This window comes from Burkholderia sp. Ax-1720 (genome assembly GCF_011753035.1).
GTDB classification, from domain to species: domain Bacteria; phylum Pseudomonadota; class Gammaproteobacteria; order Burkholderiales; family Burkholderiaceae; genus Burkholderia; species Burkholderia gladioli.
In genome coordinates this window covers 39,789-61,237 of record NZ_VWWK01000021.1, presented here as the reverse complement: position 1 = coordinate 61,237, position 21,449 = coordinate 39,789, and the positions used below count along the sequence as shown (strand labels likewise).

Here is a 21,449-nt window from a genome sequence, read left to right as displayed (position 1 = left end):
CATCGATACGAAAAGACGGCCGCTAGCCGATCACGAATTCCTGCCTCAATGCTCGAACCACTTCATCGACAAGCGCCTCAGCCGTCATCGGCGCTTGCTCGGCGGCAAGACCAAGTGCTCGATCCAGCGCGGCCGGCAGTTCCACTGCCTGCTCGGCCGGCAACACCGGCAGTCGCTGGACAATGCGATCAGCGATCTCGCTGCGGTTGATACGAGGCCACTGCTCAGGCCGTGGCCAGGCGGACTGTTGATCAATCGACGACCCGCTTTCCTCATCCGGCCCGAGGCAGGACCATCGATAGCCCGCCCACGCGAAATGCCAGGCCTTCGACGGCCCGAGTAAGGCTGCACGTTGCAGCGGATCGAGCACGGCGAGAGCGAGGCTCAGGACGCGTGGATCGTAATACCGCCAGAACACGGGCTTGCCGCCTTCGCCCGGCCCCACCAGGTGCCGCGCGATATGCTCGACGAGCGTATCGGCATCCACGGGAGAATCGATCCAGACACAGGCGACGGGCGGCCTGTCAGCCTTGGCTTCTTCTTTCCAACGTTCCGTCGCAATGCGTTGCGCCTCGGGATCAAGCTCGCCGATATCGAGCAAGCGCGGCATCAGCTCCTCGCGATGCGACAGGGCACGCGGCGTACAAGCCCGCATATCGAGCGAGGCCAGATCAGGCGCATGCTTCAGCGTGGCAGGTTCGACAAGCAGAAATCCCGTCGCGAGAAGTTCGGGACAGTCGAGCTCGGACAGGATCGACGGCGACAGCGTATTCAGTCGAGCGTCCATCATGAGAGCGCAACCGAGGCTTCGCCGGTGCTCGCCGCACCGTCCGTCAATTGAGAGCACAATTCCGATCCCGGGAATTGCGCGGGGACGCTTTGCGGGCCAACCGTATCGTGGCTACCCGCGTGGATTTTGTTTTCGCCGGGCGTGTAGCCCACGATGCCCTTTGCGCTGACCTCCAGCTGGCTGTTTCCCGCCGTCAGGCGAATGCCTTGCTTGGCCGTGATGTTGATCCAGTCCGTCGTGCTGATGATCGCGACGACCTTCTTCGCCAACAATTCCAGCTCGTCGTTTTCGGCATGCACCTGCACCTTGCCGCTCGCCGCGATCAGCTTCATGCCCATTTTGTGCACGAACAGCGAGAACCGATCCGACACGCTGGCGAGCAAGGATTTGCCGGCCGCGATCGACACGCTGTCGCCGGCCGTGACGGCCACGTGCTGCCCGCCGGCCAGGTGGGCTGTAGCAGGCGTCGTGAAGGCAATACCGGCAGCGCCCGCCAACAGCAGTTGCGCTTCGTTGAGTTCCGGAAAATCGCCGCTGCTGCCGTTGCCGGTCGCCCCCGCGCCCTGGATGCCATCCACTTGCGACTTCAGCGCATCGACGACAGGCGCCTGGCCCGAGCCGCTGTCCTGCGCCTGATACTGCTGCGCGAGCTTGCCGAGCTGCCCATGCAGCGTCTGTGCCTTGGTCAGGCGCGATACCGGCTCGCCAATATCGGAAAGATGCCCTTGCGCGGCGGGACGCACCTCGGTACTGATCACCATGCCCTTGCCGGTCCGGATCGCGCCGACTTCATCGGTGCGCAACTCGAAGCCTTCGCCCCGGGCGTCCTTGCGTCCTTGCCAATCCTCTATGCGGGTGATCTTGCCGAGCGACAACTGGCTGGCCGCATGATCGGAGCGCAGCTGTGCCTGGATGGCGTTCGCCGTGTCGTCGAAGATCAGGTGATTGCTGCGGCCCGAGGATGCGTTGCCGTCGGCACCGCTCAGCTCGCGGCTGCGGATGCCCATCAGCGCGTTCTGCTCCGGCAGCTTCCACGACGGCACGTTGCGCGCGTTCATCACGCGCCCCGTGATGATCGGATGATCGGGATTGCCATCGAGCCATTGCACGATCACTTCGGAGCCGATGCGGGGCAGCGCCGCGAGCCCCTGGGCACCGCCGGCCCATCCGCTGGCAACGCGCACCCATGTCGAGTAGTTGCCGTCGCGGTCCCAGTGGAATTGAACCAGGACTCGGCCGTGTTCATCGGTGTGTATGCTGGTGCCGGATTGCCCCACGACCGTCGCGGTCTGCGGCGCGAAAATCTTCGTGTCGACGCTGTTGAAGCCGCGGCCGGGACGCCAGGGCGCAGTCTTGGGAACACAGGTGAACGCGTTGCGATATTCCGCCGGAATCCCCGCGTCCTGCAGATAGTTGTTGGTTACCACGTGCCGGACCGAGACGATCAGGTATTCATCGTCACGCCGATTGCGGCTCATTGCCGAGCCGTAACGGTCGGTGAGCCGAAACCAGCGCCCCGGTTGCACGAAGCGATTGTTCCCTTCCGCATCGAAGCGCTTGATCGTGGCCTCGATCTCGTCCATCCGGCGGTTGACGACCTGATAGCCATGATCCATGTTCCGATAGCCGTAAGCCCCGGCGTATTCGTTCCATTCGAGTTGCGGCAGCGAGGCCTCGGGATTCGCCAGGCTCGTTTGCACGTTGGTCGGTGTCGGCGCCTTGAAGTCGAAGCGGGATAGTTGCGCGTGCGTGGAGGTCGTCTGCTGGAAGGGAGACCAGCTCAGGATGCTGTCCGATTCTTCCGCCCCCATGCCATTGTGAAAACGAATTTCGTGAACCTGGCCGTCGATCGTCGGCGCGGGGCGAGTCGGATCGGAAACGACCAATTTATGCGACGTAGCCGTGTGCTCGTACCAATAGACGAAGCCCGCGAACTCCCAGCGTCGATGGACGTAGTTGTGGTCGTCTTCGTCGAACTGGCAGGCCATCGTCATGCGAGGATCGTCCTCGCCGACCTGCCAGGCCCATTCGGGCAGGACACCGTAATTCTGAAAGACTGTTGCCGTCTGGTCGTGCAGGTTCTGGTCGAGGAACAGGCGATTGTGCTGGCTGTACTTCAGGTAACGTAGCCAGGGGCCAATATGCGCCTCGTAGAACACCCAGCCGCCATCGGTGCGTATGTGCCGGAATGCAAAGATATAGCCGTTGAAATAGCGCTGGCTACCGTCGCCGCGCATCAAGCTAGCCGTCACGCGCTTGCCGATGAAGTCTTTCGGTTCGAGATGATCGTTGTCCGACAGGATTTCCAGCCGGTAAGCGAAATCCCTCGACAACGCCTCGACTGCTTCGAATTTGTTCGGCAGCAGAATCTCGGACGGCGCGTTATTGTCCGGGAAGCCGACTTGCAGTTGTCGATTATGCTGCGGGCCCAGCGCAAGGTCTCTCAAAGCTTGTGCGGTGTTTTGCATCGTTCTTATCCCCAATTCGGGCGCTAGATGCAGCCGGGCCACCCGTGCGCCCTAATGCACGCAAAAAAAAGGGGCTTATCAAACTCAAACTGGTCGCGCCCGGCGTGCAGCAATAGCTTTGCACGTATAACACAAAGACCAGCATTGGCCTATCAGCAAAACTGGCAGGGCATTGACGAAAAACTCATCCCGATTTGCCGTTTTCATGGCGTCTCTCCTGCCTTGTCGCCGAGGGACAGGCGGAGACAATTCCAATAATGGCCAAGCCGGATAAACAGCCGGCTGGCTCCGCATCGTCTGCCTGTTCGATTACACCTACCTCGGGCACGCTCATCGCCGACTCGATCGGCATCTTCTGCAAGGCATGCAAAACGCGACAACATTACACACAAACTGAATTTCAAATACTTGGAGCACATTCATCATTCCAACTTGCAATATCGCAATCTGTCTCGCTTATCCGGCAAACCACCCCGGATAAGCGCATCGCCTCCCATATCACCGACAACTAAAACTCCCCGCCGAATTCACATCCCCCGAGCCGTTATATCTGGCCACCTGCGGATACGGGCACAGCGGCCGCGTGCGTCCCGCGCCCCACGAAGCCGGCACGTCCGCATTCGGCACCGCATTCGTCGCGTCGCGAGCCACCGCGACGATCGCCACCGGCGCCTGTCCCTGCTCCACCCACGCCACCAGCGGCGTGAGCATGTCGAACTGGTCCGCCGCCGGCCCGCCCGAACAGTGGTTCATCCCCGGCACCGGATAAAAGCGCACGAAATCCGCCGCACTTCCGCCGTTCGCCTGCGCCACACGTTCGTACCAGTCCTTCGTATCGTCGAACGAGAACACCGGGTCCCCCGTGCCGTGATAAACGAACATCTTCTCGCCGCGCGACTTCAGCGCGGAAAGATTCGTCTCATCGGGCGGCGTCATGAACGACCATGCCGATTGCGTATACGCGCCGTTCGCCGCGAAGATCGCCGGCGCATCCGCATCCATATCGAACCCCAACGCGAACCCGGCCAGGTTCGCGAGCGTCGCGGCGCTTTTCGGCGGCGTCATGAAGGTGAACGCCATCGCGGCCGGATCGAGCGTGATGGAATTCGACTGCTTCCACGCCGCCCAGCCGCTGCCCGCAATGCCCGGATCGTATGGAAAGCCCGCATAGAGCGCCGTCCCCGCGCTGTTGCGCGCGCCCGCGAACACATTCTCGAGCGCCGTCTTCTGCTCGCTCGTCAGGCACGCCCCTGTCCGCGCACCGCCAACGCAGGTCGGAATATCCGTCTCGACACTGAAATGCGCCTGGCAAGCACTGACGTCCTGCACCATCCCGTCAGCCACCCCATCCAGCGCATCGCATTGATCGAGTATCCTCGCCCCGACAAACTGCCGCTCCGCCGCATTGAACCCGCTGCCAATATCCGGCAAGCCATTCGCCCCTGTCGCCGACGCGATCCTGGCGAACTGCTGCGCGCCATACATCTCGCCGATCGCCGCCTTCGGCAAATGAAAACCCGGATCGCCCGCGATGATCCCGTCGTAGTCGCCCGCATTGCGCACGGCCGTCACCATCGCATGACGCCCGCCGTTCGAGCAGCCGTCGAAATAACTGCGATCGGGCGCCTTCCCGTAAGCCAGCCGTATCACCTGCTTGGCCATCGGCGTGAGCGCATCCACGGCGGCGTAGCCGTAATCGAGCCGCGCCTGCGGATCGATGCCGAACAGCGGGTTCTGCGCGGCGCCATGCCCCGAATCCGAGCTGATCACCGCGAAGCCCATGTTCAGCGCATCGTTCAACGGTCCGCCGCCGCTGATCTCGCCGGTCGCGGTCACCACGTTGCCGTCCAGCCCGCCGTTCGCCTGGTAGAAGAAGCGCCCGTTCCATGCCTTCGGCAAGCGCATCTCGAAGCCGATCGCATAAGTCTGTCCATCCACCGGGCTCACGCGCTCGTTCATCTTCCCCTCGATCACGCAATGCTCGGCGATCGGCTTGCCGGCCACGGTCAGCGCGCCGGCCGACGCGGTGGTCACGGACGTGAACGTGGTATTCGCGTAGGCGAGCTTCGCGGCGAGCGCATCGCAGCTCTGCGCCATCGCTGCCGGCGTCGCGGCGCCCAGATGCGAGGGCGCGGCGTTGGTCGTGCCATCGCCGCCACAACCGGCAAGCCCGACCACGAACAGCGGCGACAAACAAAGGAATGCATATTTTCCGTTCAAGATATCCCCCTCGTCTCAAGCTGCCGGATCAGAACATGTGCTTGACGCCGACCATCGCGCCGAGCTGGCTCATTCCCGCGCCGGGCGTCGTGCCGGCACCGCCGCCGCTCACCGCGTAGCTCGCGTGCGCGCTGTTCCACAGATACGAGGACTGCGCATAGACCGAGGTCCGCTTCGACAGCAGATAGGTCGCGCGCAGCGTCGCCATCGTCGCGCGCGTGTCGTGCGCCGCGTTGACGATCCGATATCCCTCGCCATCGACGATGAAATCGGGCTTCACCGCATACGAGGCACCGAGGAAGAAAAGATCCGAATGCGCGCCGGCCACGCTCGGCGAACCGGTCGACACGCGCCGCCCGATCCATCCCGCGCCGATACGCGCGCCCGCCGCCTGCGCATAGGCGCTCACCTGCACGCGCGCGTCCTTGCCGCCGCTGCTGGCGAGCGCGGCAGGCGCCACGCCATCGAAGAAGTTCGCCGCCGCGCCGGTGCCGCCGCGCTGCTCCTCGTACGAAGCCGCCGCGCCAAAGTGCGCGCTGTCGTACTTCAGCATCACCGACATGTTTCGGCATTCGACGGTATTGCCGGGCACCTGCCCGGCGCAGGTTCCCTGCCCCGGCGAATTGCCGGTGCCCGCGCCGTCGCGACCGAACGAATAGGCGGCGCCGAGCGTCACGCCGCGATAGCTGCCGATGTAGCTCACGGCATTGTCGGCACGTCCGTTCGGCACATAGGCATCGAGCGAACCGAGCCCGTAGATGTCGGGGCCGATGATGTCCGCGCCCTGCAGCGCGAGATAGGTCATCGTGTACTGGCGGCCGAACGCGAGCGTGCCGAAGCCGCCCTTCAGCCCGACGAAGGCCTGCCGCCCGAACAGCCGGCCGCCCTGGCCGAGATCGCCGCCGCGCACGTTGAAGCCGCTTTCCAGCGTGAAGATCGCCTGGTATCCGCCGCCGAGATCCTCGCTGCCGCGCAGCCCCCAGCGCGACGGCAGTTCGCCCGTCACGGCCGGCATCCGCACCACGTGGTCGCCGGCCGCGTTCGCGTGCGACACGAATTCCACGCCCGTGTCGATGATGCCGTACAGCGTCACGCTCGACTGCGCGTGCGCGATCGGCGCGACCAACGCGCAGCCCGCGCCGGCGGCCAGCAGGCCCGGCACCGGCATCAGCAGCGCGAGCGCGAGCAAGGCCAGTGCGACCAGCACCGGGCCGCCGCGCATCAGCACGCGCGCCGAGCGCGGGCCGCGGCCCGAGCCGACCAGCGAGCCGATCGACCAGCCGGCCGCCATCAGGGCGCTCAGGTAGCCGGCCAGCAGCGGCGGCTGGGCATGGATCGTCTGCAGGAAATACGGCACGAAGATCTCGGTGGTCACGCCGATCCCGAGCAGGCTCATGCAGGCGTAGATCGCGCCGAGCGGCTGGCGCAGCGAATAGGCGCCGCTCGGCAGCAGTCTCACGCGCGGGGCGCGCTCCAGGCGCGCGATCCAGAGCGTGAGCGCGACGCCGACGGCGATGCCGGCCACGTTCGCCGCGGCGCTGCGCGACAGGCTCGCCACCGACACCACCAGCACCGAGGCGGCCAGCAGCAGGATCCGGCCGAGCGCGGCGGGCGCGGCCGGGGCGCGTTGCGTCTGTCGTGCCGGCAGTTGCGCGATCACGATCAGGGCCAGCAGGGCCGCGATCGGCAGCAGGGCGAGGAAGGCCAGCCGCCAGTGGCCCGATTCGGCGAACAGGCCGCCGATCGCCGGGCCGCAGAGCGTGGCGATGCCCCACATGCCCGACACCATGCCCATGCCGCGCGACCAGAGCCGCGGCGCAAACACGATGCGGATCAGCGCGTAGCTGAGCGCGACCAGGATCCCGCCGCCGAAACCCTGCGCCACGCGCCCGGCCAGCATCCAGGGCATGTCGCGCGCGGCCGCGCAGGCCAGCGTGCCGGCGCAGAACACCGCCAGCGCGACCAGGTAGGCGGCGCGCGGCCCGACCCGGGCCAGCAGGTTGGTCGACAAGGGCGCGCCGACGATCGAGGCCGCCATGAACAGCGTGGTGTTCCAGGCGTAGTACTCGAGGCCGCCGATCTCGTGCACGACCGAAGGCAGGATGGTGGTGGCGAGGTAGATGTTGATCGCGTGCAGCGCGACGCCGCCGGCCAGCGCGATCGAGCGCAGGCCGTTGCGGCCGGACAGCAGCTCGCCCCAGGAGGAGGTGGTGGTGGCCGGGCTCATCGCGCGGCCCGCCGGGCTGGGCGGTGGAGAACCGGAAATAGAAGGGAACGGGGCATGACAATCTCCCAGGCATTTTGTAAGAATCGCGCACATGATTTGCCTTGGTGGGCCAGTTAGTCAAGAATTCCCTTGTTTTATTCGGGTGAATATTGCGCTGGCTCCGATTGTTTCCCTGCTTTGAACAAGCCCCCTGATTGACAAGCGATCGATGGACGAATCCTTTCCGCAGTCCGCGCTGCCTGTTTCCGAGCGCGTGCTGAACGTATTGAAACGCCGCGGCCCGCAGCAATCGGCCGAGTTGGGCGCCTGCCTCGGCACCACCTCGGAGGCCGCGCGTCAGCAGTTGAAGAAGCTGGAGGCGGAGGGCCTGGTGGCGGCCGAGAACGTGCCGCAGGGCGTCGGGCGGCCGGCGCGGGTCTGGCGGCTCACGGCGCTCGGGCACGCGCATTTCCCCGACGCGCATGCGGACATGACGGTCGACCTGATCCGCATCATCCGCGGCACGCTGGGCGAGCCCACGCTCGACCTGCTGATCCGCGCGCGCGAGGCCGAGACGCGCGAGAGTTATGCGCGCGCGCTGGCGGGCGTGACCGGGCTCGAGGCGCGCCTCGCGAAGCTGGCCGAGCTGCGCGATCGGGAGGGGTATTTCGCGGAATGGGCGCGCGCCGAGGACGGCGACGGCTGGCTGCTGATCGAAAACCATTGTCCGATCTGCGCGGCGGCCACCGCCTGCCAGGGGGTCTGCCGCTCGGAGCTGGAGATCTTTCGCGAGATGCTCGGCGACGCGGCCTCGATCGAGCGCGTCGAGCATGTGCCGGCAGGCGCGCGGCGCTGCGTCTATCGCGTGCGGGAGCGGGCCGCCGCCTGAGCGAGGTCGGGCGTTCGACGTTCGACGTTCGATCTCGCTGCGACGCCGACGAAAAAAAAGCCGAAGGCGCGGCACGCCTTCGGCACTGAAATCCCGGACCGGTGGCCGGGCTCGCTCTGAAGCCTGTGTGAAGCCTGGGTCTGAAGCCGTCGCGCCGGCCTAGAAGCGCACGAACTCGAAGTCGGCCGAGGTGCCTGCCGCCTGGCTGGCGAGATCGGACAGCGCGATCTTCCTGACCACCGACTCGTTCCACGGGTTGGTGTAATAGACCATGTTGCCGGGCACGTCGACGCGGATCACCGCGAAGGCATGGCCGTCGCCCTTGGACCAGTCGCCGTGCCGGTCGGGCTTGCCGCCGAACACCATCGCCACGCGCGAGCCGAGCTCGTCGGCGTGCTGGCCGAGGAAGCCGACGATGTCCTGGCTGCTGCTGTCGCGATCGGCCAGGCGCGCATGCGTGCCGTAGCCGCCGGCCAGCACCGCCATCACCTTGTTGGTCGGCAGCGAGCCCTTGGCCGGGTCGAGATGGAAATACTGGAACATCGCGCCGACGATGGCGGCCGCCGCCGGATCGCCGGTGCCGTATTGGTCGAGGCTGTCGGCCGCGAGCGTGTAGGTGCGCGACGGATCGCCGGGCAGGCTGACGCTGTAGCGGTCGCGGCCGAGCTGGCGCACGGCGCGATGCAGGATGTCCTTGCCGGTCGGCGTGGTCGAGAAGGCCTTGACCACCGAGATGCCGACGCAGTCGCCCTCGTGCTTCTGCACCAGGTTGATGCCGATCGGCGCCGCGATCGACGCGCCGGGCAGCGTGCTCGGGTCCCAGGGGCCCGATTGCAGCGCGTTGCCGGCGGCCGCGTCGCGTTGCAGCGCGCGAATGCTGCCGGCCGCGCTGAAGCTGCCGTCGCCGAGCGAGGCGACGATGTTGCGGGTGTCGGTGACCAGCGCGTCGCGGGCGCTGCCGTCGCGCTTGAGCGCGGCGAGGAACAGCGCCGAGGCGCGCGTGAGCTCGGTGCGCTGGGCAGGGTCGGACAGCGCCGCGGGGCTGTGCTGCAGCACCTCCAGCAGGCGGCGGTAATTGCGCTCGACGTCGCTCAGGTGGGGGGCCGGCTCGGCGCCGGCCGGCAGGCTGGCGAGCAGGGCCATCGTGCCGGCCAGGCAGGCGCCGAGCAGGGCGCCGGCGAGCCGGCGGCGGGCGGTGCTGCGCGTAGGGTCCATGAAACTGCGCTCCGAAGCGGGGGAGACGTCGGGGATGACGCTCCGTTCAGAGGCAGAACGCCCGGCAGGGCGTGCTTATTCCGTCGATCGACAGGCGGCCCGGCGGCGCCGGGCGAGGTTCAGCGCGCGGCCTCGATCGGCGTCACGTTCGGCAGCAGCGCGGCCTGCCCGCGCCAGGTGCCGTCGGCATCGCTCAGTTGCCAGACCGTCACGCCCTCGATCCAGAAGCGCTCGCCCGACTTGGCGATGCGGATGCCGCGATAGTTGTCGACATAACCGTGCGCGCCCACCTGGTCGAGGAAGGCCTGGCGCTCGCTGCGCTCGGGCGCCTCGGCCGACAGGCGCGAGGGCAGCGAGGTCAGCTCCTGCCAGTCGTAGCCGAAGATGGCCTGCGCGCGCCGGTTGCCGTAGACGAACACCGGATCGGCCTCGGTGTTGTGCGCGAGGATGCCGAATGGGGCGCTTTCGTAGAGCCAGGCCGCGCGCGCCTCGGCGGGCACGCTGTCGGGCACCAGCGGCTTGCCGAGCAGGCGGCGATAGCTGTCGGCCAGGAGGGCGAAGAATTCGGGATCGGTACTGCGCGACAGCGGGGCGGGGGTGGGCTGGGTCATACCTGTGAGGCGACGGGGCGTGGATGGAGGAAACCGGCGCGCCCGGAGCGGGCGCGAGGCGGCGAAGCTCGGGGCATTGTAGGCGACAAACGCGCGCCGCGTCGGCGCCGTGCCCGAGCTTGGCGGGGACGATGCGAAGCGGCGTCGCGCGGCGCGATCCGTTATGATCGAAAGCCCTTTTTGCCCGGCCCGACCATGTCCTTTTCTCCCCGCGCCTACCTGTTCGACTTCGACCTGACGCTCGCCGATTCGAGCGATGCGATCTGTTTCTGCGCCGCGGCGGCGCTGACCGACATGGGGCAGGCGGTGCCCCCGCGCGAGCGCATCGAGGACTCGATCGGGCTGACGCTCGAACAGACCTTCGCATTCCTGAGCGGCAACCAGGATGCGGCGCTGGCCGCCAGCTACCGGAGCCGCTTCGTCGCGCATGCCGACCGGGTGATGGTGGGCATGACGCGCTTCTACCCGGACGCGGTCGCGCTGCTGGCCGAGCTGCATGCGCGGCGGATCCCGGTCGCGATCGTCTCGACCAAGTACCGCTACCGGATCGAGCAGATCCTGCACCATCTCGATCTCGCCCAGCTGGTGACGGTGATCGTCGGCCACGAGGATGTCGGCCGGCACAAGCCCGATCCCGAAGGCTTGCTCAAAGCGCTGGACCTGCTCGGCGTGAAGGCCGACGAGGCGATCTACGTCGGCGATCACACGGCCGACCAGCAGGCCGCGGCGGCGGCCGGCACGCGTTTCGTCGGCGCGGTGACGGGGAAGATTTCTAGCGCGCAATGGCGCGAGCGCGGGTGCCGCGCGATCGAGAGGGAATTGGGGGAGGTGTTGGAGATGGGGGCGGAGGGCTGAGCCGGATTCCGATCGCGATGTTGCGCAGCTGTCCACGGTCCATGGACAGTGGACAGCTGCGATGTGCTTGTTCTGGATTCGTCAAGTTGGCCGATTGACTCGAGCGAGCCGTGCCATTTCCCCTCGAAACCACGAAGTCCACGTTCCGAGCCTCGACGCCAAACAGAAAAAATTTTGAGGTCTGAACGACGCAATCCCTGCTTTTTCGGCCAGATGAAGCTTGCAATACTCGCTGCAACGCCGGAAACCAAGCGATTCCCGCAGCACGCTCCGGCGGACCGTACCTGAGCCGATCCAGGTACCGACGAAGCGCGTCCGCCAGAGACGCGCTCGCAAGACGGCGCGCCTCGTCCGGGCGCGCGCCGGCACACGGAGACAAGCGAATGTCGACTCACCCCGCGATACCCCTGGGGGCGGCCCGGCCGTCCGCCGACGCGACCTTCCGGCGGGCAGCCTGGCGCTTCATGCCGCTGCTGTTCATCTGCTACGTGGTCGCCTACCTCGATCGCGTCAACGTCGGTTTCGCGAAGCTGCAGATGCTCGGCGACCTGCATTTCAGCGAGGCGGTGTACGGCTTCGGCGCGGGCCTGTTCTTCGTCGGCTACTTCTTCTTCGAGGTGCCCAGCAACCTGCTGCTGCACCGGCTCGGCGCGCGCCGCTGGATCGCGCGGATCATGGTGAGCTGGGCGGTGCTCTCGCTGGTGACGGCCTGGGTCACCACGCCCACCATGTTCTACGTGGTGCGCTTCCTGCTCGGCGTGGCCGAGGCCGGCTTCTTCCCCGGCATGATCCTCTACCTGACCTACTGGTTCCCCTCGCACCGGCGCGGCAAGATGGTGGCCGTGCTGATGGCCGGCAACCCCGTGTCGGGCATCGTCGGCGGGCCGCTGTCGGGCTACATCATGCATGCCTTCAACGGCGCGGCCGGCCATGCCGGCTGGCAGTGGCTGTTCGTGGTCGAGGCGCTGCCGGCGATCGTGCTGGGCGTGGTGATCTATTTCTTCCTCGACGATCGCGTCGAGCAGGCCAAGTGGCTCAGCGAGCACGAGAAGGCCGTGATCGCCGACGAGGTGGGCAGCGATGCCGCCGTGCGCACGCACGGCTCGGTAGGCGCGGTATTCGGCTCGGCGCGCGTCTGGCTGCTGTGCCTGATCCTGTTCGGGATCGTGATGGGCTCCTACGCGATCGGCTTCTGGCAGCCCACCATCATCCGCAACTCGGGCGTGGCCGACCCGTTCATGGTCGGGCTGCTGACCGTGATCCCCTATGCCTGCGCGCTGGTGGCGATGCTGCTGGTGGGCCGCCACGCCGATCGCACCCGCGAGCGCCGCTGGCACGTCGGCGCGCCGGCCCTGCTGGCCGCTGCCGGCTTCTGCCTGTGCGCGTTCGGCGGCAACTCGCTGATGCTGGCGATGATCGGCCTGACGCTGGCCACGGTCGGCGTGATCTGCGCGCTGCCGATGTTCTGGGCGCTGCCCACCTCGTTCCTCGGCGGCACGGGCGCGGCCGCCGGCATCGCGCTGATCAACTCGACCGGCAACCTGGCCGGCTTCGTCAGCCCCGCCGCGATCGGCTGGCTCAAGACGCAGACCCACACGCTGTCCTCGGGCCTCTATCTGGTGGCCGGCACGCTGACGCTGTCCGCGCTGCTGATCGTCGTCTTCCTGCCCGCGCGGATCGTCAACCGATGAAAGCATCGCGCCAGCCGCGCCGCGCCGGCCCCGCTCCCGATCTCCAGGAAATCCAGGCATGAACGCTTCTTCCCTCCCTCGCCTGCGCGGCGTCCTCGCGCCCGTGCTCACGCCGTTTCGCGAGGATCTCGCGCCCGACGCCGAGGCCTTCGTCGAACACTGCCGCTGGCTCGTCGCGAGCGGCGCGGGCCTGGCGATCTTCGGCACCAATTCGGAGGCGAACTCGCTGTCGGTGGGAGAGCGCATCGAGCTGACCGAGGCGCTGCTCGCGGCCGGCGTGCCCGCCGCGCGGATGATGCCGGGCACCGGCACCTCGGCGTTGCCCGACACGGTGCGGCTCACGCGGCACGCTGTGCGGGCCGGCGCGGCCGGCGTGCTGATGCTGCCGCCGTTCTTCTACAAGCCGCTCGGCGAGGACGGCCTGTTCGCCTACTACTCGGAGGTGATCGAGCGGGTAGGCGACGCGCGGCTCGCGCTGTACCTCTATCACATCCCCGCGCTGTCGGGCGTGCCGATCACGCTGGCGCTGATCGAGCGGCTGCTGCGCCGCTACCCCAACACGATCGCCGGCGTGAAGGATTCCTCGGGCGACTGGGACAACACGCGCGCGATGATCGAGCGCTTCGCGGCCGACGGCCTGGATATCTTCCCGGCCAGCGAGGCCCTGCTCGGCGCGGCGCTGCCGATCGGCGGCGCGGGCTGCATCAGCGCGACCGCCAACCTGAATCCGGCCGCCATCGCGCGGCTCTGCGCACTGGGCGGCGATGGCGGTGCCGAGGCGCAGGCGCAGCAACAGGCGGTGACGGCGATCCGCCAGATCTTCCAGTCGCGGCCGATGATTCCGGCGATGAAGGCCACGCTCGCGCACCGGCGCGGCGCCGAGCGCTGGCGCATCGTGCGCCCGCCCCTGACGGCCCTCGACGCAGCGGCCGCCGCGCAGTTGCAGGCCGAGCTCGACGCGGCCGGCTTCGCGATGCCGGGCGTGGCGCCCGCGCAGCGGGCCTGAGCGCGCGAGACGAAACACGCAGCACTCCAAAGGAGGCGCGAGCCCTTCGAGGCCCGCGCCACAGGCAACACCAGCGACACCAGCAAGGAACACATGATGGACGATCGATCCTCCGAGCAGACGAAGCGCAACCCAGGCGACGACGAAGCCACCGGCATGAAGCGCGGCCTCACCTCATACGGCGACGCCGGTTTTTCGCTGTTCCTGCGCAAGGCCTTCATCAAGGGCGCGGGCTATACCGACCAGGCGCTCGACCGTCCCGTGATCGGCATCGTCAACACCGGCAGCGGCTTCAATGCCTGCCACGGCAACATGCCCCAGCTGATCGAGGCGGTGAAGCGCGGCGTGATGCTGGCCGGCGGCCTGCCGGTCGACTTCCCGACCATCTCGATCCACGAGAGCTTCGCCTCGCCGACCTCAATGTACCTGCGCAACCTGATGTCGATGGACACCGAGGAGATGATCCGCGCGCAGCCGATGGACGCGGTGGTGCTGATCGGCGGCTGCGACAAGACCGTGCCCGCGCAGCTGATGGGCGCCGCCTCGGCCGGCATCCCGGCGATCCAGCTGGTGACGGGCGCGATGCTGACCGGCTCGCATCGCGGCGAGCGGGTGGGCGCCTGCACCGATTGCCGTCGCTACTGGGCGAAGTTCCGCGCCAGCGAGATCGACGAGCCGGAGGTGGCCGACGTCAACAACCAGTTGGTGGCGAGCGTGGGCACCTGCTCGGTGATGGGCACCGCCAGCACCATGGCCTGCATCGCCGAGGCGCTCGGCATGACGGTGCCCGGCGCGGCCACGCCGCCCGCGGTCACCGCCGACCGGATCCGCGCGGCCGAGGAAACCGGTACGGCGGCCGTGAAGCTGGCGGCCGAGCGGCTCACCATCGACCGCGTGCTGACGCCGAAGGCCTTCGACAACGCGCTGCGCGTGCTGCTGGCGATCGGCGGCTCGACCAATGCGATCGTGCACCTGGCCGCGATCGCCGGGCGCCTCGGCCATCGCATCGACCTGGACGCGCTCGACGGCATGGGCCGCGAGACGCCGGTGCTGCTCGACCTCAAGCCCACCGGGCAGCACTACATGGAGGACTTCCACAAGGCCGGCGGCGTGGCCACCCTGCTGCGCGAGCTCAAGCCGCTGCTGCACCTCGATGCGCTGACGGTGACCGGCGAGACGCTCGGCGAGCGGATCAAGGCGAGCGGCGCCGGCTTCGAGCAGGAGGTGGTGCGCCCCTTCGCGCGGCCGATCTATCCGCAGGGCGGGCTGGCGGTGCTGCGCGGCAACCTCGCGCCGGGCGGCGCGATCATCAAGCAGTCGGCCGCCGATCCGCGGCTGATGGAGCACGAAGGGCGCGCGGTGGTGTTCGAGAGCATCGAGGACCTGGTGGCGCGGATCGACGACGAGGCGCTCGACGTGAGCGCCGACGACGTGCTGGTGCTCAAGCGGATCGGGCCGCTGGGCGCGCCGGGCATGCCCGAGGCCGGCTACATCCCGATCCCGCGCAAGCTCGCGCGGGCCGGCGTGAAGGACATGGTGCGGATCTCGGACGGCCGCATGAGCGGCACCGCGTTCGGCACCATCGTGCTGCACGTGACGCCCGAATCGGCGATCGGCGGCCCGCTGGCCCATGTGCGCGACGGCGACCGGATCCGCCTGAGCGTGGCGCGGCGCGAAGTGTCGGTGCTGGTGTCCGACCAGGAACTCGCGCGGCGCGCGGCCGAGACGCCGATCGAGCGGCCGAGCGCCGAGCGCGGTTATCGCAAGCTGTTCCTGCAGACGGTCACGCAGGCCGACGAAGGCGTCGATTTCGATTTCCTGCGCGCCGCGAGCCTGCAGGCCGGGGCCAAGGAGCGCGACCCGCGATGAGCCGGCCGGAACGTCCCCATGTGCTGCGGATCGGCGAATTCCCGGCCGAGCTGCAGCAGGCGATCGACGCGGAGCTGCAATGCCACGTCGAGGCGGACCTGGCGCGCGACGCGGCGCTCGCCGGCCGGATCCGCGCGATCGTCACGCGCAGCCAGTATCCCGTCGCGCCGGCCTGGCTCGAGCGTCTGCCGGCGCTGCGCATCATCGCCACCTCGGGCGTCGGCTACGACGCGATTCCGCTGGCGGCGGCGCGCGAGCATGGCGTGGTGGTCAGCAATACGCCGGGCGTGCTCGACGCGGCCGTCGCGGAGCTGGCGGTCGGCCTGCTGCTGGCGCTGCTGCGCGAGATTCCGGCGATGGACCGCCACGTGCGCTCCTCCGACTGGACCCGCGCGGCCTATCCCCTGACCACGGGGCTGGCCGGCAAGCGCGTCGGCATCGTCGGGCTCGGGCGCATCGGCGCCGAGATCGCGAAGCGGCTCGCGCCGTTCGGCGTCGAACTCGCCTATTGCGGCCGCGAGCCGAAGCCGGTGCCTTATCTCCACTTTCGCGAGGCGGCGGCGCTGGCGCGGCACGCCGAGATCCTGATCGTCAGTTGCCCCGGCGGCGCGGCCACGCATCGCATGATCGATGCCGACGTGCTGGAGAGCCTCGGCCCCGCGGGTTATCTCGTCAACGTCTCGCGCGGCTCGGTGGTCGACGAGGCCGCGCTGGCCCGTGCCCTGGCGCGCGGCACGATACGCGGCGCGGCGCTCGACGTGTTCGAGGCCGAGCCGCTGGCGGATTCGCCGCTGATGTCGATGCCCAACGTGGTGCTGGCGCCGCATGCGGGTTCGGCCACGCACGAGACGCGCCGCACCATGCTGCGGCTGATGCTCGACAACGTGCATCGCGTGCTGGCGGGGGAGGCGCCGTTGACGCCGGTGTGATGCGCGCGTGTCGATGTCGACGGCTCAGTCACCGCCGTCGCGTCCGGGACTGAACAACTCGGCCGCTTCGTGCGCGAAGGCCTGCGCGAGCGGCAGGCGCGGCGTGTGTCGCGCGATGATCATGCCGATGCGCCTGACCGGCGCGCGATCGGGCAGGGCGATCCGCGCGATCGCCAGGCCGCTGGTCCACAGCGAGGGCCAGTCCGGCAGCAGCGATACGCCGAGCCCCTTGTCGACCAGCGCCGCGATTGCCAGCAGGCCGTCGATCTCCAGGCGCTGCCTCGGATGCAGGTCGTGGTCGCGCAGGTAGCGCTCGACCAGTTGGCCGCCGAGCACGCTGCGGTCGTAGCGGATGAAGGGCTCGGCGCGCAGCAGCTCGTGCGCGTCGCGCCCCGCCATGCTTGCGGGCGCAACCACCACCAGCGGTTCCTCGGTGAGGATGCGCCATTCGCAGGTCTTGGGGATGGTGAACTGCGGCTCGACGACGATCGCGATATCCAGCTCCCCCGTGCCCACCTTCCTGCACAACTCCACCGAGGCGCCGGGTTCGACGAAGATCCGGAAGCCCGGATAAGCCGCGTAGACACGCTGCAGCAGCGAAGGCAGCAGGCTGACCATCGCCGAGACGAACACGCCCACGCGCAGTTCGCCGAGCTCGGTGCGGCCGTCCTGCGCGACCGCCTGCATGTCGCGCACCGAGCGCAGCACCGCATGCGCGCTGTCGAGGATCTTCAGGCCCTCGGCGGTCGGCACCACGCGCCGGCCCGAGCGGCGCACCAGTTGCGCGCCGAGCGCTTCCTCCAGCGAATGGATGCGCGCCGACACCGCCGTTGCGGTCAGGTCGAGCCGGCGCGCGGCCTCGGCGATCGAACCGCATTCCAGCACCGCGACGAAGCTCTGCACGTAACGAATGTCCATGGCGCATTGTAGGGGCGGGGCGGAACCGCTTCCATCGGTGCCAGTGCTGACGCGCGGGTTCGCGCGGGCCGCGACCGGAACCGGTTCGCCCGGCTATCGCGATGGATGCCGCTTTACCGGCGCCATTCAGCCTGCCGTCGATGATCGCGTTTATCTTTAATCGAATCGTGATCAATTGCCATAAATAAAAGAATCCGCATTGGCAGCGCAATCGACGCGAAATGGAATGGATTCGTTCCTGCCGCGCCATAAGCGACAAGGCGATGCGGCCGGTATTTCATGCCGCTTCGGCGGCATGCGGCGGTCATTTTGTTAATGCAGGATTTCAACGAAAGAAGTATCGAAAATAATTCGCAATCTCCAAGAAAATATTCTGTAATATGTCCGACACTTCCGCGGGCTGCACGAGAATCCGGCCGACACAATCGGTACGCATCGCTGCCGCGGCACCATCGACGTTTCGATCCATCGAGGGGTATCAGATGACGATGCAAGCAAGCGGCCAATCCCCGGTTTCCTCCGTCCGCCCGCCGCCTTCCGGCACCTCGTAGCCAGCGCGCCCGCTTCGCGCGCCCGGTCCGCGCAAGATACTTAGTTTCACTAACCAAGGCATCGCAGTCTCGCACTGCGTGACGGCATCGTCGTGCCGACGCGCGGCGCCTGGTTGTACCTGCCGTACCCGCGACCCGCCCCGGGCGCGGTTCCAACCTAACCGTAGCAAGAGGTGAACACATGCAGACAGCACGCAAGGCATTGCCGCTCGCATTGAGCATCGCACTGGGTCTCGGCATGGTGCATGGCGTCGCGGCACAGTCGAAGCCCGGCAACCCGCAGGCCGAGAACCTGCGCGAGAGCCTGACGCGCGGCGTGGCCAAGCCCGCCGCCGGCGGCGAGGCCGCGCCGAGCAGCACCGGCGCGGTGTCGGTCACGCTCGCGAACCCGGCTTACCGCGTGAAGAAGACCGCCTCGACGCCCGAGGCGACCGCCCGCGATTTCCTGGCCACGCAGGCCGGGCAGCTCGGCCTGGACGCGACCGCGCTGGCCGGCCTCGAGCTGGTGTCCCAGCGCCAGGACCCGGATTTCACGGTGGTGCGGCTGCGGCAGGTGGCGGCGGGGCTGCCCGTCTACGGCAGCGAGATCGCCGTGACGATCGGCAAGGACGGCAGCGTGCTGTACGTCGCCAGCAATGCGATCGGCGGCGTGGCGCCCAAGGCGTCCAAGACGCAGGCGGTGGACCAGCAGCAGGCGCTCGATCGCGCGCGCAGCTATCTCGGCATCGGCGAGCTGCGCAACGCCGAGGCGCAACTGGTGGCGTTCCGCGACGCGGCCGGCACGCACACGGCCTGGAAGGTGCGCGGCCGGCCCGACGGCGGCCCGAAGGGCGATTGGGAACTGCTGATCGACGCGACCAGCGGCGAGGTGCTGCGCGCCGAGGACAAGGCTTTCTACGCCGTCGACGGCTCGGGTTACGTGTTCCGCCCCGATCCGCTGTCCTCCACCAAGAGCAGCTACGGCAGCACCGGCTACAAGGACAACAACAACGCCGATTCCACCCAGTTGACCGCCGCGCGCGTGCGCGTGACGCTGAAGGACCTGAAGCAATCGGGCGCGAGCTATTCGCTGTCGGGACCGTTCGCCTCCTGTGTCGACTTCGATGCGCCGCGCGACAACGCCTGCCCGGTGCAGTCCTCGCCGGCCTTCGAGTTCACGCGCGGCAACCTCTATTTCGAGGCCGTCAACGCCTATTACCACATCGATACCTTCCTGCGCTACGTGAACCAGACGCTGGGCATCAAGGCGCTGCCCTACCAGTACACGGGCGGCGTGCAGTTCGATCCGCATGGCGAATCGGGCGACGACAACTCGGCCTATTCGTCGGGCAGCGGCCAGCTGACCTTCGGCCAGGGCGGCGTGGACGACGCCGAGGACGCCGACGTGGTGATCCACGAACTGGGCCACGGCATCCACGACTGGATCACCAACGGCGGGCTGTCGCAATCGGAAGGCCTGTCGGAAGGCGTGGGCGACTACCTGGCGGCCGGCTACAGCCGCGACTTCAACCAGTGGAGCCCGTCCGACGCGCAGTACAACTGGGTCTACAACTGGGACGGCCACAACGAATTCTGGCCGGGCCGCGTGACCAACTACAACGTCGGCCGCACCTATGCGCAGATCCGCAGCTCCGAGATCCACACGGCCGGCCAGTACTGGGCCTCGTGCAATCTGGTGGCGCGCGACGCGATCGGCGGCCAGGCGATGGACAAGGCCTTCCTGAAGGGCCTGTCGATGACCAACGGCTCGACCAACCAGAAGGCGGCCGCGCAGGCCGTGATCACGGCGGCCTCGGCGCTCGGCTACAGCAGCACGCAGATCAACGCGATCGCGAACGCCTACAACAAGAGCTGCACCTACGCCGTGACGGTGCCGCAGAAATCCTGAGGATCGCCTGGCCGGCGCGTGCCGCGCGACCCGCGGCGCGCGCCGATTTCTCGACATCATGACCCTTGACGGGACGACCATGCCTCTACCGAAACCGAAACACCTGGCGCTCGCGCTGTGCGGCGCGCTGTTCGCGGCCGCGGCGCACGCGGCGCCGGTCTGGATCACGCTCGGCGATCCGGCCTTCCAGCAGCTCCGGCAGCTCGATGCCGGCGCGGCCTCGCTCTACAGCACCACGCTTTCCGCCGGCAAGACCGCCGACGGCGCCGCGCACGAGGAGACCGTGCATATCGCGCGCGTCGACGACGCCGTGCTCGGCGAGCTCGCCTACGCCGTGCATCACGGGCGCGGCCACGGGCCCGGCTTCATCGTGCACGATTCCTTCGACGCGGCGCGGCGCGCGCTGCAGCCGGCGCCGCAGGCCAAGCAGGCCGAGGCCGCCGCCGACGCCGACTTCGCGCTCGCCAGCGCCCAGCCGATCGCGGTATGGGTCCAGCAACTGCAGGCCAGCAACATCGTCAGCACCATCACGGCGCTCTCGACCAACTTCACCAATCGCTACTACACCACCTCGCATGGCGTGGCCGCCTCGAACTGGCTGGCCCAGCAATGGAAGCAACTGGCCGGCTCGCGCGGGGACATCACGGTCGAGCAGTTCACGCACAGCAAGTGGGCGCAGAAGTCGGTGATCCTGACCATCCAGGGTAGCGACCCGTCGGCGGGCACGGTGGTGCTGGGCGGCCACCTCGATTCGACGGTCGGCCGGACCTCGGAGAACACGCGCGCGCCGGGCGCCGACGACGATGCTTCCGGCATCGCCAGCCTGACCGAGGCGCTGCGCGTGATGCTGGCCAACAACTACAAGCCGAAGCGCACCATCAAGTTCATTGGCTACTCGGCCGAGGAAGCCGGCCTGCTGGGCTCGAACGAGATCGCGAAGCAGTTCCGCGCGCAGAACGTCAACGTGGTGGGCGTGTTGCAGCTCGACATGACGAACTACAAGGGCGACGCCAAGGATATCTACCTGATCACCGACTACACGAACGCCGCGCAGAACAGCTATCTGCAGACGCTCGCGAAGACCTACCTGCCGGAGCTCTCGGTGGGAACCTCGGTGTGCGGCTATGCGTGCTCGGATCATGCCTCGTGGACCGCGCAGGGCTATCGCGCCTCGTTCCCGTTCGAGGCCGACCAGAACGACAGCCCGTATATCCATACCGTCAACGACACGCTGGCGAACTCGGACCGGCAGGCGAACCACGCGCTGAAGTTCGGCAAGCTGGCGCTGGCCTATGCGGTGGACCTGGGCGACGGCGCGGCGGTGGCGAAACGCTGAGGCAGGC

15 protein-coding genes are annotated in these 21,449 nt (G+C 67.9%); 8 read left to right on the top strand and 7 right to left on the bottom strand.

The window, feature by feature from the left end; genetic code table 11:
• Positions 1–22: 22 nt before the first annotated feature.
• From F3J18_RS09680 to F3J18_RS09665, 4 genes are all read right to left on the bottom strand, one after another.
• Positions 23–790, bottom strand: coding sequence for a DUF4123 domain-containing protein (locus F3J18_RS09680; protein ID WP_240154638.1), 768 nt, complete (start codon positions 788–790; stop codon positions 23–25).
• Positions 787–3,258 carry a type VI secretion system Vgr family protein gene (locus tag F3J18_RS09675; RefSeq protein ID WP_166912672.1) on the bottom strand — a complete coding sequence of 824 codons (2,472 nt, stop codon included), beginning with the start codon at positions 3,256–3,258 and terminating at the stop codon, positions 787–789. Before F3J18_RS09675 ends, F3J18_RS09680 begins: the two co-directional genes overlap by 4 nt.
• 498 nt (positions 3,259–3,756) lie before the next feature.
• Positions 3,757–5,478, bottom strand: coding sequence for a tannase/feruloyl esterase family alpha/beta hydrolase (locus F3J18_RS09670; protein WP_166912671.1), 1,722 nt, complete (start codon positions 5,476–5,478; stop codon positions 3,757–3,759).
• Between the two features lie 28 nt (positions 5,479–5,506).
• Positions 5,507–7,705 carry a porin gene (locus F3J18_RS09665; RefSeq protein ID WP_240156376.1) on the bottom strand — a complete coding sequence of 733 codons (2,199 nt, stop codon included), beginning with the start codon at positions 7,703–7,705 and terminating at the stop codon, positions 5,507–5,509.
• 208 nt (positions 7,706–7,913) lie between these two features.
• On the opposite strand from F3J18_RS09665, the gene F3J18_RS09660 reads away from it, so the two are divergent.
• Complete coding sequence (locus F3J18_RS09660) at positions 7,914–8,573, top strand: metalloregulator ArsR/SmtB family transcription factor (protein WP_166912670.1); 660 nt, start codon at positions 7,914–7,916, stop codon at positions 8,571–8,573.
• A 159-nt stretch (positions 8,574–8,732) separates the two neighbouring features.
• Here F3J18_RS09660 and F3J18_RS09655 read toward each other — a convergent pair whose 3' ends face one another.
• Both F3J18_RS09655 and F3J18_RS09650 read right to left on the bottom strand, forming a co-directional pair.
• Entirely contained in the window at positions 8,733–9,788 is a 1,056-nt protein-coding gene (locus F3J18_RS09655; RefSeq protein WP_025097844.1) for a hypothetical protein, read from the bottom strand.
• A 119-nt stretch (positions 9,789–9,907) separates the two neighbouring features.
• Complete coding sequence (locus F3J18_RS09650; protein WP_025097843.1) at positions 9,908–10,375, bottom strand: MEKHLA domain-containing protein; 468 nt, start codon at positions 10,373–10,375, stop codon at positions 9,908–9,910.
• A 219-nt stretch (positions 10,376–10,594) separates the two neighbouring features.
• Here F3J18_RS09650 and F3J18_RS09645 point away from each other — a divergent pair, with 219 nt between their 5' ends.
• The 5 genes from F3J18_RS09645 (at position 10,595) to F3J18_RS09625 (ending at position 16,749) form a co-directional block, all read left to right on the top strand.
• Complete coding sequence (locus tag F3J18_RS09645) at positions 10,595–11,254, top strand: HAD family hydrolase (protein ID WP_166912669.1); 660 nt, start codon at positions 10,595–10,597, stop codon at positions 11,252–11,254.
• 383 nt (positions 11,255–11,637) lie between these two features.
• Positions 11,638–12,945 carry an MFS transporter gene (locus F3J18_RS09640; protein ID WP_025097841.1) on the top strand — a complete coding sequence of 436 codons (1,308 nt, stop codon included), beginning with the start codon at positions 11,638–11,640 and terminating at the stop codon, positions 12,943–12,945.
• A gap of 58 nt (positions 12,946–13,003) precedes the next feature.
• Complete coding sequence (locus tag F3J18_RS09635) at positions 13,004–13,951, top strand: dihydrodipicolinate synthase family protein (protein WP_025097840.1); 948 nt, start codon at positions 13,004–13,006, stop codon at positions 13,949–13,951.
• Between the two features lie 96 nt (positions 13,952–14,047).
• Entirely contained in the window at positions 14,048–15,820 is a 1,773-nt protein-coding gene (locus F3J18_RS09630; protein ID WP_166912668.1) for an IlvD/Edd family dehydratase, read from the top strand.
• On the top strand, positions 15,817–16,749 hold the full coding sequence (locus tag F3J18_RS09625) for a 2-hydroxyacid dehydrogenase (RefSeq protein WP_166912667.1): 933 nt from the start codon (positions 15,817–15,819) through the stop codon (positions 16,747–16,749). The genes F3J18_RS09630 and F3J18_RS09625 overlap by 4 nt, the downstream gene beginning before the upstream one ends.
• Positions 16,750–16,773: 24 nt before the next feature.
• Here F3J18_RS09625 and F3J18_RS09620 read toward each other — a convergent pair whose 3' ends face one another.
• The gene (locus tag F3J18_RS09620; RefSeq protein ID WP_166912666.1) at positions 16,774–17,667 is read right to left on the bottom strand and encodes a LysR family transcriptional regulator; all 894 of its coding nucleotides are present in this window, start codon (positions 17,665–17,667) and stop codon (positions 16,774–16,776) included.
• A gap of 732 nt (positions 17,668–18,399) precedes the next feature.
• Here F3J18_RS09620 and F3J18_RS09615 point away from each other — a divergent pair.
• Both F3J18_RS09615 and F3J18_RS09610 read left to right on the top strand, forming a co-directional pair.
• Complete coding sequence (locus F3J18_RS09615; RefSeq protein ID WP_166912665.1) at positions 18,400–20,106, top strand: M36 family metallopeptidase; 1,707 nt, start codon at positions 18,400–18,402, stop codon at positions 20,104–20,106.
• A 79-nt stretch (positions 20,107–20,185) separates the two neighbouring features.
• Positions 20,186–21,442: a M20/M25/M40 family metallo-hydrolase gene (locus F3J18_RS09610; RefSeq protein ID WP_166912664.1), complete on the top strand. Its 1,257-nt coding sequence runs from the start codon at positions 20,186–20,188 to the stop codon at positions 21,440–21,442.
• Positions 21,443–21,449: the final 7 nt, after the last annotated feature.

Coding starts and splice junctions, on each gene's coding strand:
- F3J18_RS09680 (WP_240154638.1), bottom strand. CDS start 790: ATGATGGACGCTCGACTGAATACGCTGTCGCCGTCGATCCTGTCCGAG.
- F3J18_RS09675 (WP_166912672.1), bottom strand. CDS start 3,258: ATGCAAAACACCGCACAAGCTTTGAGAGACCTTGCGCTGGGCCCGCAG.
- F3J18_RS09665 (WP_240156376.1), bottom strand. CDS start 7,705: ATGAGCCCGGCCACCACCACCTCCTCCTGGGGCGAGCTGCTGTCCGGC.
- F3J18_RS09660 (WP_166912670.1), top strand. CDS start 7,914: ATGGACGAATCCTTTCCGCAGTCCGCGCTGCCTGTTTCCGAGCGCGTG.
- F3J18_RS09655 (WP_025097844.1), bottom strand. CDS start 9,788: ATGGACCCTACGCGCAGCACCGCCCGCCGCCGGCTCGCCGGCGCCCTG.
- F3J18_RS09645 (WP_166912669.1), top strand. CDS start 10,595: ATGTCCTTTTCTCCCCGCGCCTACCTGTTCGACTTCGACCTGACGCTC.
- F3J18_RS09640 (WP_025097841.1), top strand. CDS start 11,638: ATGTCGACTCACCCCGCGATACCCCTGGGGGCGGCCCGGCCGTCCGCC.
- F3J18_RS09635 (WP_025097840.1), top strand. CDS start 13,004: ATGAACGCTTCTTCCCTCCCTCGCCTGCGCGGCGTCCTCGCGCCCGTG.
- F3J18_RS09630 (WP_166912668.1), top strand. CDS start 14,048: ATGGACGATCGATCCTCCGAGCAGACGAAGCGCAACCCAGGCGACGAC.
- F3J18_RS09625 (WP_166912667.1), top strand. CDS start 15,817: ATGAGCCGGCCGGAACGTCCCCATGTGCTGCGGATCGGCGAATTCCCG.
- F3J18_RS09620 (WP_166912666.1), bottom strand. CDS start 17,667: ATGGACATTCGTTACGTGCAGAGCTTCGTCGCGGTGCTGGAATGCGGT.
- F3J18_RS09615 (WP_166912665.1), top strand. CDS start 18,400: ATGCAGACAGCACGCAAGGCATTGCCGCTCGCATTGAGCATCGCACTG.
- F3J18_RS09610 (WP_166912664.1), top strand. CDS start 20,186: ATGCCTCTACCGAAACCGAAACACCTGGCGCTCGCGCTGTGCGGCGCG.